Origin of the sequence: Phytohabitans maris, assembly GCF_031085175.1 — a bacterium.
Classification (GTDB): Bacteria; Actinomycetota; Actinomycetes; order Mycobacteriales; family Micromonosporaceae; genus Phytohabitans; species Phytohabitans maris.
Window position 1 is genome coordinate 1 of the sequence record NZ_JAVHUY010000043.1, and the last position, 14,509, is coordinate 14,509.

9 protein-coding genes are annotated in these 14,509 nt (G+C 72.2%); 3 read left to right on the top strand and 6 right to left on the bottom strand.

Features of this window, described 5'->3' with window-relative positions:
* Positions 1-160: 160 nt before the first annotated feature.
* A complete protein-coding gene (locus RB614_RS33800; RefSeq protein ID WP_308716769.1) occupies positions 161-1,360 on the bottom strand; it encodes a GNAT family N-acetyltransferase in 1,200 nt (399 codons plus the stop codon).
* A 682-nt stretch (positions 1,361-2,042) separates the two neighbouring features.
* The gene (gene uvrB / locus RB614_RS33805; RefSeq protein WP_308716770.1) at positions 2,043-4,172 is read right to left on the bottom strand and encodes an excinuclease ABC subunit UvrB; all 2,130 of its coding nucleotides are present in this window, start codon (positions 4,170-4,172) and stop codon (positions 2,043-2,045) included.
* Between the two features lie 328 nt (positions 4,173-4,500).
* Between uvrB and RB614_RS33810 the strand changes: the two genes are divergently transcribed.
* Complete coding sequence (locus tag RB614_RS33810) at positions 4,501-5,979, top strand: hypothetical protein (RefSeq protein ID WP_308716771.1); 1,479 nt, start codon at positions 4,501-4,503, stop codon at positions 5,977-5,979.
* A 51-nt stretch (positions 5,980-6,030) separates the two neighbouring features.
* On the opposite strand, the gene coaE is transcribed toward RB614_RS33810, so the two are convergent.
* Both coaE and rpsA read right to left on the bottom strand, forming a co-directional pair.
* Entirely contained in the window at positions 6,031-6,894 is an 864-nt protein-coding gene (gene coaE, locus RB614_RS33815) for a dephospho-CoA kinase (RefSeq protein ID WP_428983156.1), read from the bottom strand.
* A 583-nt stretch (positions 6,895-7,477) separates the two neighbouring features.
* Positions 7,478-9,052: a 30S ribosomal protein S1 gene (rpsA, locus tag RB614_RS33820; protein ID WP_428983157.1), complete on the bottom strand. Its 1,575-nt coding sequence runs from the start codon at positions 9,050-9,052 to the stop codon at positions 7,478-7,480.
* A gap of 177 nt (positions 9,053-9,229) precedes the next feature.
* On the opposite strand from rpsA, the gene RB614_RS33825 reads away from it, so the two are divergent.
* The gene (locus RB614_RS33825) at positions 9,230-10,036 is read left to right on the top strand and encodes a class I SAM-dependent methyltransferase (protein ID WP_308716773.1); all 807 of its coding nucleotides are present in this window, start codon (positions 9,230-9,232) and stop codon (positions 10,034-10,036) included.
* An 89-nt stretch (positions 10,037-10,125) separates the two neighbouring features.
* Here the strand turns inward: RB614_RS33825 and RB614_RS33830 are convergent, their stop codons facing one another.
* Positions 10,126-10,725 carry a DUF7144 family membrane protein gene (locus tag RB614_RS33830; protein WP_308716774.1) on the bottom strand — a complete coding sequence of 200 codons (600 nt, stop codon included), beginning with the start codon at positions 10,723-10,725 and terminating at the stop codon, positions 10,126-10,128.
* Positions 10,726-10,889: 164 nt separating this feature from the next.
* Here RB614_RS33830 and RB614_RS33835 point away from each other — a divergent pair, with 164 nt between their 5' ends.
* Entirely contained in the window at positions 10,890-11,402 is a 513-nt protein-coding gene (locus RB614_RS33835; RefSeq protein WP_308716775.1) for a DUF1269 domain-containing protein, read from the top strand.
* Positions 11,403-11,692: 290 nt separating this feature from the next.
* Here RB614_RS33835 and polA read toward each other — a convergent pair whose 3' ends face one another.
* Positions 11,693-14,431 carry a DNA polymerase I gene (gene polA / locus RB614_RS33840; protein ID WP_308716776.1) on the bottom strand — a complete coding sequence of 913 codons (2,739 nt, stop codon included), beginning with the start codon at positions 14,429-14,431 and terminating at the stop codon, positions 11,693-11,695.
* Positions 14,432-14,509: the final 78 nt, after the last annotated feature.

Consider the following 14,509-nt stretch of genomic DNA (forward strand, 5'->3'; position numbering starts at 1 on the left):
ACGGGCGGCGGCCGGGCCGGTACGGGGCAGCCGGTGCTGACGCGGACGGCGCGGGCGCTCGCGGCGGGCGGGCGGCGGGCGGGCCCGCACCGGCCGGTGAGACGGCCGGTGCGGGCGCTGAGGCGGGCGGGCGCGGCGCTGACGCGGGCGGCGCGGGCGCTCAGCGTTGAAACTTCGCGCGGCGGCCCACCCGGGTGAAGCCGAGCCGCGCGTAGAGGTGGGCGGCCGGGTTGTCCACGTTGACATCGAGGAGCGCATGGTCGGCGCCCTCGGCCCGCATCCGCCGCAGCGCCTCGGCCACCAGCGCGCCGCCGACGCCCCGGCCGCGCCACGACGGCGCCACGCCGACCTGGACGATCCAGCCCTCCGCGCAGGTGACGAAGCCGGCGTCGCCCTCGCCGTCCGGGCCGGCCGCCAGCAACGACCACTGTGGACGGAACTCCTCGTCGCCGGCCGTCCACGCCACCCACCGTTCGGCCGGCCAGCTGGGGAAGCCGGGCCGCTCGCGGAAGGCGGCCTCGTAGGCGGCGAAGAAGCGGGCGGCGAGGTCGGGCGTCCACTCGTGCAGGACCAGGCCGGGCGGGAGCGGGACGGCCGGCGGTTCGGCCGCGGCGAGGTCGAAGCGCATCACGTCTTCGGCGAAGACCTGCCGCAACCCCCGACTGGCGAAAAGCCGCCCGGCCGCCTCGGTCAACGCCTCGGTCTCGACCATCACCCCGCCACCGCCGCCGCCAGCCGGCACACCGCCACCGCCAGCCACGCCCGAAGCCGGCACACCGCCACCGCCAGCCACGCCCGAAGCCGGCACACCGCCACCGCCAGCCACGCCCGAAGCCGGCACACCGCCACCGCCAGCCACGCCCGAAGCCAACAGGCCCCCGGAGGCCGGCACACCGCCAGAAGCTGCCACCTCACCAGAAGCCAGCGCACCGCCCGCACCGGAAGCCAGCGCGCCACCGGAAGCCGAAGCACCGCCGGAAGCCGGCACACCGCCATCGCCCACGCCGGACGCCAGCAGGCCCCCGGAAGCCGAAGCACCGCCGGAGGCAAGCACGCCGCCGTCGGCGGCGGCAGCCGCCAAGCCCCAGTCGAGCAGCGCCCCGCCGATGCCGGCGCCGCGGTAATCCGGATCGACCAGGCCGATGAACGCCGCACCCGGCCGCAGCGGGCGGATGGCGCCCGCCGCGACCAGCAGGCCCGTCGCCGTGCGGGCGCCGGTCGTGAGCACGCCGTCGGCCGCGAACCGGCTGATCGTGACCTCCGGCATCCCGCCGTCCGCCGCGTGGCACCGCCCGGCCAACGCGGCCACCGCCTCCCGGTCACCGTCGAGCGGTCCCCAGGTCAACTCCGCGTCACGCACCCCACGACCCTACGGCGCATCGAGCCCGGTGCGCGCCCACGTTTTCCGCGCTATGCGCGGACCAGCACAGCCGTTCGGCCCGGGATCGGCCCACCGCCCGCGCCGGGGTGGATGGCCGGGAACGACGGAGCAAGCGCCGCCGGGCCCGAGTGGGCCACCAACGCTGGCGGGTGACACGGAAGAGGTAGGCCTCCACCGCGCCGCCGGCGCGGAGGGCGAAGGCGTCGGGCAGGCCACGGACCTGGGCGGGCGGTGTCGGCGAACCGTCCTTGATCGACGTCGACGCCGGCAGATCGTGGTATCCCGCTGCCCCTGTGGGGGCAGCCAAGTACCACGATCTGCGCCTTGGGCCGATCTCTGGGTGCCGATCATGGAACGGGGCGGTCGGGCTTGGGGAAGGACGCCACCGGCGAGGCACGCCATGGGTAACGTGCACCGACAGCCGGCGCGGAGGATCCCGAAAGCTCACTGCGGCGCACCACGGACCTGGCGGCAGGGGTTGTGAAACCGCGGAGGGCGAGGCCGCGGAAACGCACCCCAAGAAAACGCTCCGCTGCGCTCCACGTTTCCCCGGGGGCCCCGCGCAACGGTTCCGGACCACCGCGGAGGGCGAGGCCGCGGGAGCAACGGTCTGGACCACCGCGGACATCGCGGTAGCTCAATGTCTCTTGAACCGGATCGGCTACTTGACCCCGGCGGCGTCCATCCCGCGCAGCTCCCGCTTCAGCTCGTGGACCTCGTCGCGGATCCGGGCGGCCAGCTCGAACTGCAGCTCGCGCGCGGCGGCCAGCATCTGGTCGTTGAGATCCTGGATGAGCTGGGCCAGGTCGGCGCGGGCCATCCCCTCGCGGGACGGGGTGGCGGCCTTGCCCCGCGAACGGGTCTGCGGCACCGGTGCCTTGCCCCGCGTCATCTGCCGCCCCGAGCCGCCGATCACGTGGCCGCCCGGGCCGTGGCCGCCGAGCGCGCCCTCGGTGTCGTCGGCCTCGCGGTAGATGTCGTCGAGGATGTCGTGGATCTTCTTGCGGAGCGGCTCGGGCGAGATGCCGTTGGCCTCGTTGTACGCGATCTGCTTGGCCCGCCGCCGGCTGGTCTCGTCGATCGCGGTGGCCATCGAGGGCGTGACCTTGTCGGCGTACATGTGGACCTGGCCGGAGACGTTTCGCGCGGCGCGGCCGATCGTCTGGATCAGCGACGTGCCGCTGCGCAGGAAGCCCTCCTTGTCGGCGTCGAGGATCGCGACCAGCGACACCTCGGGCAGGTCGAGCCCCTCGCGCAGCAGGTTGATGCCGACCAGCACGTCGTAGTCGCCCTTGCGCAGCTCGCGCAACAGCTCGACCCGGCGCAGAGTGTCCACTTCGGAGTGCAGGTAGCGCACCCGGATGCCGTGCTCCAGCAGGTAGTCGGTGAGGTCTTCGGCCATCTTCTTGGTCAGCGTGGTGACCAGCACCCGCTCGTCGCGCTCGGTGCGCAGCTGGATCTCGTGCATGAGGTCGTCGATCTGGCCCTTGGTGGGCTTGACGACCACCTCGGGGTCGACCAGGCCGGTCGGGCGGATCACCTGCTCCACGAACTCGCCGCCGGAGTGCTGCAGCTCCCACGGTCCCGGCGTCGCGGAGAGGAACACCATCTGCCCCACCCGCTCCAGGAACTCGTCGAACCGCAGCGGCCGGTTGTCGGCCGCGCTCGGCAGCCGGAAGCCGTGCTCGATCAGCAGCCGCTTGCGCGAGGCGTCGCCCTCGTACATGGCGCCGATCTGCGGGATCGTCTGGTGCGACTCGTCGATGACCGTCATGAAGTCGTCGGGGAAGTAGTCGAGGAGGCAGTGCGGCGGGTCGCCGTACGTCCGGCCGTCGATGTGCATCGAGTAGTTTTCGATGCCGTTGCAGAAGCCGACCTGGCGCATCATCTCCACGTCGTACGTGGTGCGCATGCGCAGCCGCTGCGCTTCGAGAAGCTTGCCCTGCCCCTCCAACTCGGCCAGCCGCTCGGCGAGCTCGGCCTCGATGCCGCGCAGCGCCCGCTCCATCCGCTCCGGCCCGGCCGCGTAGTGGGTGGCCGGGAAGATGAGCAGCTGGTCGACCTCCTTGACCACGTCACCGGTGAGCGGGTGCAGGTAGTAGAGCTTTTCCACCTCGTCGCCGAAGAGCTCGATCCGGACGGCCAGCTCCTCGTACGCCGGGATGATCTCGAGCGTGTCGCCGCGGACCCGGAACGTGCCGCGGCTGAACGACATGTCGTTGCGCGTGTACTGGATCTCGACGAGGCGGCGCAGCAGCTTGTCGCGGTCGATCTCCTCGCCGACCCGGACCCGCACGGACCGGTCCAGGTATTCCGACGGGGTGCCCAGGCCGTAGATCGCCGAGACGGTCGCCACCACGATCACGTCGCGGCGGGTGAGCAGGGACATCGTCGCCGAGTGGCGCAGCCGTTCGACCTCCTCGTTGACCGAGGAGTCCTTTTCGATGTATGTGTCCGTCTGCGGGATGTATGCCTCGGGCTGGTAGTAGTCGTAGTACGAGACGAAATACTCCACGGCGTTGTGGGGCATCAGCTCCCGAAACTCCTTGGCGAGCTGCGCACACAACGTCTTGTTGTGCGCGAGGACCAGCGTGGGGCGCTGCATCCGCTCGACCAGCCAGGCGGTGGTCGCGCTCTTGCCCGTGCCGGTGGCGCCCATGAGCACCGTGTGGCGGTCGCCGCGGCGCACCCGACGCTCAAGGTCGTCGATGGCTGCCGGCTGGTCGCCGGAGGGCTTGTAGTCGCTGACGACCTGGAAGCGACCGTCGAGTCGCGGGATGTCGAGACCCATGCGCTAAACCGTACGCCCCAGGTGTGACAAGCCGCCGCGGCGCTGTTGGCACATACGATCAACTTCGATATTGGCGTTGTGTGGGAAAGATCACCGCACTACCCTCTTAGAGGTAGGCCGCTCGCGGCGGCCGACCGGGAGCACGATCGGGCCTCCACACCGGCCGGTCAGACCCCGGCGCAGGGTCGCAGCCCCGGCAGCTCGCCGGTGAGCGCACCCGACGCGGTCGCGCAGGACGCGCTGACCGGCCGCCGCGAGCGCCCCATTCTTTCCGGCGGCGCATCGGCCGCGGACGTCACCCATCCGACGGCAGCGCGTTCAACCTCGCGTGAGGGCAACCTTCGAACGGCGGCGGATCGTCGCGCTCGTCGCCCTGGTCTGCGTCGCCGCGGGCGCGGCCGCGGGGCTGACCAGCGGTCTCGTCTCCTGCACTCCCGTGGACAAACCGGTGGAGGCGCGCCCGCTCAACGCGGGCGAGGCGCAGCGGCTGGCCGGCATGCGCGCCCGCAACTTCCAGGACGGTCGGGTCGGCGTGCGGGCCACGCTCGGCAAGCCGGGCACCGAGATCAGGCTGGCGGGCTGGATCGACTGGCGGCGGCCGCTCACCTACCTGGCGGCCACGGCACCCGCGCCGGGTCCGGACGACGGGCTGCTCCAGGCCGTACCCGGGATCATCGCGACCAGGCCGGGCCGCGCGGACGGCGGCCTTCCGCCGGCGACGCCGCCGGCGAAATCCTGGCGGGTACGGCCCTCCACCGCGACCACCCCGCACCCGGCGCCGATCGACTCGTTCGTGGCGCTGCTCTTCGCGATCGCCAGCGACCGGCCCGACCAGGCCGAGCTGCTGGCGCGGAGCGAGTCGCGCTGGCTCGGCACCGACCGCATCGCCGATCGGACCGTGGACGTGCTGCTCGGCCCGGCCGTCCCCACGCAGCCCAAACCGGCCGCCTCCCCCACGCCGGCCGCGGCGGGACCCGCCTCGCCCACGCCCGCGCCCAACTCCCTCGCGGCGATGGGCGGCGCCGTGCGGTACTGGCTGGACGGCGACGGGCGGCTGCACCGGTTCGAGGCGTTGCTGACCAAGGACCTGCCGGTCAAGGTCGACCTCAGCCGCGAGGAGCGGCCGGAGCTCGTGGCGATCGACGCGCTCGGCGGGCGCGCCACCAAGCCCCGCCAGGTGACCGAGGACGAGGCCGAGGCGCTCGCGCTCATGCGGCAGCGCAACCGCGCGGCCGGCGGCGGCCGGATCACGCTCACCGTGCCGATGCTGCCCGCCGGCATGCTGCTCGCGAACGGGTGGCTGGACTGGCGCTACACGGTGGCGTACATCGGCGCGTACGACATGGACAAGAAGGACGAGCGGATCCTCATGCGCGCCAACCGCACCGGGGTCACCGTACGCAGCGACGGATTCACCGCCGGAAAGCCGCCGCCGCTCCCGCCGCCGGCCGGCGGGTGGCAGACGATCCCGTGGTCGGCGCGGGGTGACGAGCTCGGCGGGCTCGACCTCGACCTGCTGCTCAACGAGGCGCTCGCGGTCAGCGGCACCGGCGAGGACGACCCGGCGGCGCTCCGCGAGGCGGCGCTCTGGCTGCGCCGGGACACGCTCGCCGGCGGGCCGGTCAACGTGTACGAGATCCAGAAGGGCGCCGACGTCGGCGGCGCGCGCGGGGCGGCCCGGATCCGCTACTGGATGGACCGCACCGGCGTGCTGCGGCGGCTGGAGCTGCGGACACGGACCGGCGCGTTCGCCCAGCTCGACATCACGCCCGGCGAGGTGCCGACGCTGACCCGGCCCAGCGTGTAGAGAGCTTCGGAGCCGGGGTGACGGGCTGTTCCTCCCAAGTCGTTCTAGCGCTCAGCCGGCCGCGGTGCGATCCGGGCCGGTGACGGCGATGCGGGCCGGGCGGCCGGGGTCGGCGCTGCCGTAACCGCGTCCCTCGGGCAGCGGCGGGAAGCCGGCCGCCCCGAGCGCCTCCGCGCGGTCGCTGACCACCCGCACCACGCCGCCGTCGAGCGACACATCGTCGGTGCCGAGCACATGGCGGACGCGGGCGGCGATCCGCGGGTAGTCCTCCGGCGAGGTCGACGCCTCGGGGCAGGAGACCCGCTGGTGGCGCACGTTCTCCTCGTACGGCACCAGCCGCTCGTGCCACAGCGCGTCCACCCGGGTGTGCAGGTCGGCCAGGTCCGAGTCGTTGCGCAGCAGCGAGTCGGCGGCGGCCCGCCGCTCGGCGTCGCCGGCCTGCGCGTGGATCCGGGCGTACGCCTGCTCGGGCGTCATCCCCCGGTCGCGCACCAGCCGCTCCACGCGGGTCGGCTCGGCCGCGTCGACCACGATCACCAGGTGGAACGTGGCCGCGAGCCCCACCTCGACCAGCAGCGGCACGTCGTTGACGACGATCGCGTCGGGTGCCGCCGCGGCGACGAGCTCGGCCGTGCGCCCGCGCACCCGGGGGTGGATGATCCCCTCCAGCCGCCGCCGGGCCGCGTCGTCGCCGAAGACCCGGGCACCGAGCGCCGGCCGGTCCAGCGCCCCGTCCGCCCCCAGCACCCCGTCGCCGAACGCCGCGACCACCTCGGCCAACCCCTCGGTGCCCGGCGCCACGACCTCCCGCGCCAGCCGGTCCGAGTCGATGACGGTCGCACCCCGCGCGGCGAGGCGGGTGGCGACGGCGCTCTTGCCCGCCCCGATCCCCCCGGTCAGCCCGATCAGCAGCACCGCCCCAGTCTTCCATCCCGCCCCGATGCCGGCCCGGCGCCGCCTAAGTGCCGGCCCCGATGCCGGCCCGCGAAACCCCCAAATGCGGAAGATACGACCAACCGCGACGCCCGTCGTGGTGCGGACCGTTTCCGCGGCCGCACCCTCCGCGGTCCACGATCAGCCGGCCCCAGACCCTGAAGCCAACGCACCGCCCGCCGGCACCCGCCACCCGCCGGCACCCCGCCGCGTGACTGCGCCGATCGCACGCCGCAGACGGCCGTGACCGCCTGAGAGTCGCGATCTAGAACGTTTAGGGCGCCATATCAGCCATAAACGTTCTAGATCGCGCCGCCCGAACGCCGCACTACCAAGAGCCTGCCGGTGCACGCGCGCCCGAGCGCGGGTCAGGCGTTGGGCTTGGCGCGCGGACCGGGCGGCGGAGGCGGGGATCCCGGCGAGCGCAAGCGAGCCGCCGCCTGCGGGAAAGCACCCCCAAGAAAACACTCCCGCTGCGCATGCGGTCCGCGGCTGACCCGGACTCCGGGCACAGACAGGCCCCGCCGCGCGGTGAGCGCGACGGGGCCCGTCCTCCGGTCGATCCTTACTTGCCGCCGGCCAGCTTTTCGCGCAGCGCGGCGAGCGCCTCGTCCGTGGCCAGGGTGCCCGAGGGCTCCTCGGCCTGGCGGGCCGGCGCGGCCGAGGCCTGCGCGGCACCGCCACCGCTCGCGCCACCCGACGAAGCGGGCGCCGCGGCGGCGTCGAGGTCGGCGGCGCGCGCCGACTGCACCTGCTTGGTGTGGGCCTCCCAGCGCTGGCGGGCCTCGGCGTACTGCCGCTCCCACTCCTCACGCTGCTTGTCGAAGCCCTCGAGCCACTCGCCCGTCTCCGGGTCGAAGCCCTCCGGGTAGATGTAGTTGCCCTCGGCGTCGTAGGTCGCGGCCATGCCGTACTGCGTCGGGTCGAAGTGCTCCTCGCCCTCGACGAAGCCCTCGTTGGCCTGCTTGAGCGACAGCGAGATCCGGCGCCGCTCGAGGTCGATGTCGATGACCTTGACCATCACGTCGGAGCCCACCTGCACCACCTGCTCCGGGATCTCCACGTGGCGCTCGGCCAGCTCGGAGATGTGGACCAGACCCTCGATGCCGTCGTCGACCCGCACGAACGCGCCGAACGGCACCAGCTTGGTCACCTTGCCCGGCACGATCTGCTGGATCGCGTGGGTGCGGGCGAACTGCCGCCACGGGTCCTCCTGCGTCGCCTTCAGCGACAGCGAGACCCGCTCGCGGTCGAGGTCGACGTCGAGAACCTCGACCTCCACCTCCTGGCCCACCTCGACGACCTCGGACGGGTGGTCGATGTGCTTCCAGGACAGCTCGGAGACGTGCACCAGGCCGTCCACGCCGCCAAGGTCGACGAACGCGCCGAAGTTGACGATCGAGGAGACGACGCCCTTGCGGACCTGGCCCTTCTGCAGCTTGTTGAGGAACTCGGTGCGCACCTCGGACTGGGTCTGCTCCAGCCACGCGCGGCGGGACAGAACCACGTTGTTGCGGTTTTTGTCCAGCTCGATGATCTTCGCCTCGAGCTCACGGCCCACATACGGCTGCAGGTCGCGCACGCGCCGCATCTCCACCAGCGAAGCCGGCAGGAAGCCGCGCAGCCCGATGTCGAGGATCAGACCGCCCTTGACCACCTCGATGACGGAGCCACGCACGACACCGTCCTCGTCCTTGATCTTCTCGATCGTGCCCCAGGCGCGCTCGTACTGCGCCCGCTTCTTCGAGAGGATCAGGCGGCCCTCCTTGTCCTCCTTCTGGAGAACCAGGGCCTCGATGTGGTCACCGACCGACACCACCTCAGCGGGGTCCACGTCATGCTTGATCGACAACTCGCGCGAGGGGATCACGCCCTCGGTCTTGTAGCCGATGTCGAGCAGGACCTCGTCCCGATCGACCTTGACGACGGTGCCTTCGACAATGTCGCCGTCGTTGAAGTACTTGATGGTCTCGTCGATGGCGGCGAGGAACGCTTCCTCGGACCCGAGGTCGTCGACGGTGACCTTGTTGGCGCTCGAGGTGGCCTCGATGCTGCTCGTCATGTGGACTGTTGCTCCGAACGGATGGTGTCGCGGGGAACTGCTGCGCCCACGGACCCGCCGTCGGGCACAGCTCAGCATCGTTGATGATCCGCAGTGTGTCCGCCGACCGCGGACCTGCTCCCTGCCGAGGTCACGATCCGCGAGTGCATCGACTAGCTTACCGTGCGCATTACCACAGCGTGCAAGCCCTACCGGGGCCAGATGTGCGCGTGTCGCCAATCGCCGAAAATGTCCCCCTCGGCTAGGGTTGCCGGCGTGCTCGACGAGGAGGCCCGGGTCGCCCGCCAGCCGGTGACCGAGACCGAGGCCCGCCACGCCAACCGCGGGTGGTGGGACGGCGACGCCGACGGCTACCAGGCCGAGCACGGCTCGTTCCTCGGCGAGGTCGACTTCGTCTGGTGCCCGGAGGGCCTCCGCGAGGCCGACGCCCACCTGCTCGGCGAGGTCGCCGGCCGGCGGGTGCTCGAGGTGGGCTGCGGCGCCGCGGCCGCCGCCCGCTGGCTCGCCACCCAGAACGCCGACGTGGTCGCCGTCGACCTCTCCGCCGGCATGTTGCGGCACGCGGTGGCCGCCGCGCAGACATCCGGGGTACGCGTGCCGTTGCTCCAGGCCGACGGGCTAGCCCTGCCGTTCGGCGACGGGGTGTTCGACGTGGCCTGCACCGCCTTCGGCGCGATCCCCTTCGTCGCCGACTCGGGTGCCCTGATGCGCGAGGTCGCCCGCGTCCTGCGCCCCGGCGGCCGCTGGGTCTTCTCGGTCACCCACCCGATGCGGTGGATATTCCTGGACGACCCGGGCGAGCGGGGCCTGCTCGCCGTCCACTCGTACTTCGACCGCTCCCCCTACGTCGAGCGGGACGCGGCGGGCGTGCCCACGTACGTCGAGCAGCACCGCACGCTCGGCGACCGGATCCGGGAGCTGGTGGCGGCCGGGTTCGTGCTGCGCGACCTGGTGGAGCCGGAGTGGCCGGCCGGGCACGAGCAGCTATGGGGCCAGTGGAGCCCGCTGCGCGGCCGGCTCTTCCCCGGCACCGCCATCTTCAGCTGTGTGAAGGCCTCCTGACCGTCAGCCGTGTTCGGCGTCAGGGTGATCAAAGCTCCCCTCATGCCGTTAGAGCGACGTGGGGGGAGCTTCGATCACGGGCGGGGTCTCTAGCCGCGGCCCAGCGGCGGGCGGCCGCTGACCTGCTCGACGCCGTTCGCCTGTGCCCCGTTCGCCGGCATGCCGTCCGGTGCGGGCTGGTCGCTACGGTGCTGGCCGGCCGGCGGGCGGTTGGTGGGCCAGCGGTCCGGAGCCGGGCGGGGTTCGCCGCCCGGGTTGCTGGCGTAGCCGGCCCGCTCGCCGGCGCCGGCGCCGGTCAACCGGTCGGTGCGCGCGGTCGCCATCGACCAGATTACGAACACCGCCAAGGCGATCATCGCCAGCGACCAGAGCGGGTAGTACGGCAGGAAGATGAAGTTGTTGATGGCCACCAGGGCGGCCAGGGCGATACCCACGGCCCGGGCCCAGGTGGCGCCGGTGAACAGGAAGAATCCCGCCACGACGGCGAGCGCGCCGAGGGCGAGGTGTACCCAGCCCCAGGCGGTGGTGTCGATGTCGTACGTGTAGTTGGGTCCCACGACGAAGAACTGGTCGTTGACGATCGCGGCGATGCCGACGAAGACCTCCCAGATCCCCAACAGGATCATCATGGTGGCGGCGAAGACGAGCCCGCCGACCGCCCACGTGCGGGACGCGCTTGTTGTGGCCATGACTTCCTCGCTTCCTCCTTTAGATCCCCTCACCATAGGCACGCAGATCGGGGTAATACGGGCGAAGCGCGAACATGACCGCCGCACTGATATGGGCATACCGGTGCGTAACCGACGACTCGGGGATCAGGATGCGGGAGGAATACTCACGAAAGGGTGATCCCATGAGTGACCTCATCGCCGTCGGCTACCCCGACACCCGGACCGCCGAGGCGGCCCTGGCCAAGCTCGCCGACCTGCGCAAGCAGATGCTCATCCAGCTCGACGACGCGGTGATCGTTGAGCACCGCGCGGACGGCAAGATCAAGCTCCACCAGACCAGCGGTACGGTCGGCACCGCCGCGGCCGGCGGAGCGCTGTGGGGCGGCCTGATCGGCCTGCTGTTCCTCGCGCCGCTGCTCGGCATGGCGATCGGCGCCGGCACCGGAGCGCTCGCCGGCAAGGCCATGGACGCCGGCATCGACGACGACTTCATGCGGCGGCTCGGCGAGCAGCTTCCGCAGGGCGGTGCGGCGCTGGTGCTGCTGGTCCGGAGCGTGACCGCGGACAAGGTGCTGGAGCAGATGCGCGGCCAGTACAGCGGCGAGCTGCTGCAGACCTCGCTCAGCGCCGAGGCGGAAGCCCACCTGAAGGCCGCGATCACCGCCTCCCGCCCGGCCGCGACGTCAGCGGCCTAGCCGCCGCCTCGTGGCCATCTGGGGCCTAGCCGCCGCCTCGTGTCCGTCTGGGGCCTAGCCGCCGCCTCGTGTCCGTCTGGGGCCGGCGTGGCCAGCCGGCCCCGCGGCCGGTTGAGGCCTAGCCGCCGCCTCGCGGCCGTCTGAGGCCGCCGTGGCCAGCCCGCCCCGCGGGCCCGCGGCGTCTTGGGGCCGGGCGTCGCCAGCCCGCCCCTCGGCCCTGTGGCGTCGTGGGGCCGGCGTGGCCGGCCGGCCTCCGCGGGCCTCGGTGACGGGCGCGGCCCGCGGCCGAGTCAGTGGTCGGCGCTGTTCCAGTCGTGGCCGACGCCGACCGAGACCTCCAGCGGCACCGACAGCGGGTGGGCGTTGCCCATCTCGCGGCGGACCAGCGCCTCCATCGCCTCCCGCTCGCCCGGCGCCACCTCGAAGACCAGCTCGTCGTGGACCTGGAGCAGCATCCGCGAGCGGAGCCCTTCGGCGCGGATCGCGCGGTCGACGTGGAGCATGGCGACCTTGATGATGTCGGCGGCCGAACCCTGGATCGGGGCGTTGAGCGCCATCCGCTCGGCCATCTCGCGGCGCTGCCGGTTGTCGCTGATCAGGTCGGGCAGGTAGCGCCGGCGCCCGAGGATGGTCTGCGTGTAGCCGTCCTGCCGCGCCTGCGCCACCACGGCCTGCAGGTAGTCACGGACCCCGCCGAAGCGCTCGAAGTACTCGTCCATGAGCGCGCGGGCCTCGTCGGTCGGGATGTTGAGCTGCTGGGACAGCCCGTAGACCGACAGCCCGTACGCCAGGCCGTAGTTCATCGCCTTGATCTTGCGGCGGTGGTCGGCGGTCACCTCCTCGATCGGGAGGCGGAAGACCGACGAGGCCGTGGCGGCGTGGAAGTCGGCGCCCGAGTTGAACGCCTGGATCAGCGCCTCGTCCTTGGACAGGTCGGCCATGATGCGCATCTCGATCTGGCTGTAGTCGGCGCTCATCAGGCACTCGAACCCCGCCCCCACCACGAACGCCCGCCGGATGCGGCGCCCCTCCTCGGTGCGGATCGGGATGTTTTGCAGGTTGGGGTCGGTGGAGGAGAGGCGGCCGGTCGCGGCGACCGTCTGGAAGTACGTCGTGTGGATGCGGCCGTCGTCGGAGACCGACTTGAGCAGTCCGTCCACCGTGGACTTGAGCTTGGCCACGTCGCGGTGGCGCAGCAGGTGGGCCAGCAGCGGGTGGCCGGTCTGCGTGAACAGGCCCTGCAGCGCGTCGGCGTCGGTCGTATAGCCGCTCTTGATCCGCTTGGTCTTGGGCAGGTCGAGCTCGCCGAAGAGGATCTCCTGCAGCTGCTTGGGCGAGCCGAGGTTGAACTCCCGACCCACCACCGCGTACGCCGCCTGTGCCGCCTCCTTCACCCCGGCGGCGAAGGTGCTCTCCAGGTCCGAGAGGTAGTCGGTGTCGGCGGTGATGCCGGTGCGCTCCATCTCGGCCAGCACCTCGACCAGCGGCAGCTCCACGTCGGCCATCAGCCGCGCGGCATGCTCTACCGAGGTGCCGACTCGCGGACCTTCGGAAGGCGACTCGGCACCTCGGCCGGCGCCGGACAGCTCGGCGTCAAGCGCGCCGGCGAGGTCGAGCGTGGCGCGGGCGCGGAGCATCAGGTTTTGCTCGACCGCCTCGCCGTCGACGCCGAGCCCGTCGATCGTGAGCTGGCCGTTGTCGGGGGCGTCGACCCTGAGCTCGCGGTGCAGGTAGCGCAGGGCGAGGTCGGTCAGGTCGTACGTACGCTGGTCGGGGCGGGCGAGGTAGGCGGCGATCGCGGTGTCGCGGGTGACGCCGCGCAGCTCCCAGCCCCGCGCCCGGAACGCGAGCAGTGCCGGCTTGCTGTCGTGGATCACCTTGGCGCGCTTGGCGTCGGCGAGCCAGGCGCCCACCGCGGCCTCGTCGCCCTCGTCGAGCTCGGCCGGGTCGAACCAGGCGGCCGCACCTTCGGCGTTGGCCAGCGCGACGCCGGTCAGCTCGCCGGTCCCCCGGCCGAACCGCCCGGCGACGGCGACGCCCAGCGCGGCGCCCGCCGGCGCGAACGACTCCAGCCAGCCGGCCACCTCGCCACCGCCGAGCACCGAGCCGTCGAGCTCGAACCCGGCCTCGGCCTCCGGCTCGACGGCGTCGAGGTACTGGTACAGCCGCTCGCGCAGCACCCGGAACTCCAGCGCGTCGAAGACCTGGTGCACCGCCTCGCGGTCCCAGCCGGGCCAGCGCGCGTCCTCCGGGCGCAGCGGCAGCTCCAGGTCGCACACGAGCTGGTTGATCTCGTAGTTGCGCAGCACATCGGCCAGGTGGGCGCGGAGGTTGTCGCCGGCCTTGCCCTTGATCTTGTCGGCGTTGGCGACGACGCCGTCGATCCCGCCGTACTCCTTGATCCACTTGGCCGCGGTCTTGTCGCCCACGCCGGGCACGCCGGGCAGGTTGTCACTGGTCTCGCCGACCAGCGCGGCCTTGTCCCGGTACTGCGCGGGAGGCACGAAGTACTTCGCCTCGACCGCGGCCGGGTCCATCCGCCAGACCTCGGAGACGCCGCGCACCGGGTAGAGCACGGTCACGTGCTCCTCGACCAGCTGGAACGCGTCGCGGTCGCCGGTGCTGATCACCACCTCCATGCCGGCCTCGCGGCCCTGCTTGGTCAGCGTGGCGATCACGTCGTCGGCCTCGTAGCCCGGCTTTTCCACGATCGGGATGCGCAGCGCGTCGAGCACCTCCTTGACCAGGCTCACCTGGCCCTGGAAGGGCGCCGGCGTCTCCGACCGGCCGGCCTTGTACTCCGCGTACCTCTCGGTCCGGAACGACTGCCGTGACACGTCGAACGACACGATGATGTGCGTGGGCCGCTCGTCGCGCAGCATGTTGATCAGCATCGACGTGAAGCCGAAGACCGCGTTGGTCGGCTGCCCCGTGGCCGTCGAGAAATTTTCCACGGGCAGGGCGAAAAACGCCCGATATGCGAGCGAATGCCCGTCGAGCAGGAGCAGGCGCGGCGTTGACTCTGTCACAGAAAGCGACTCTAGTCCGGACCCCCGACACTCCTGGAACGGGCACGCGCGCGGGCGCGCCCACCCCGTAAGGTGAGG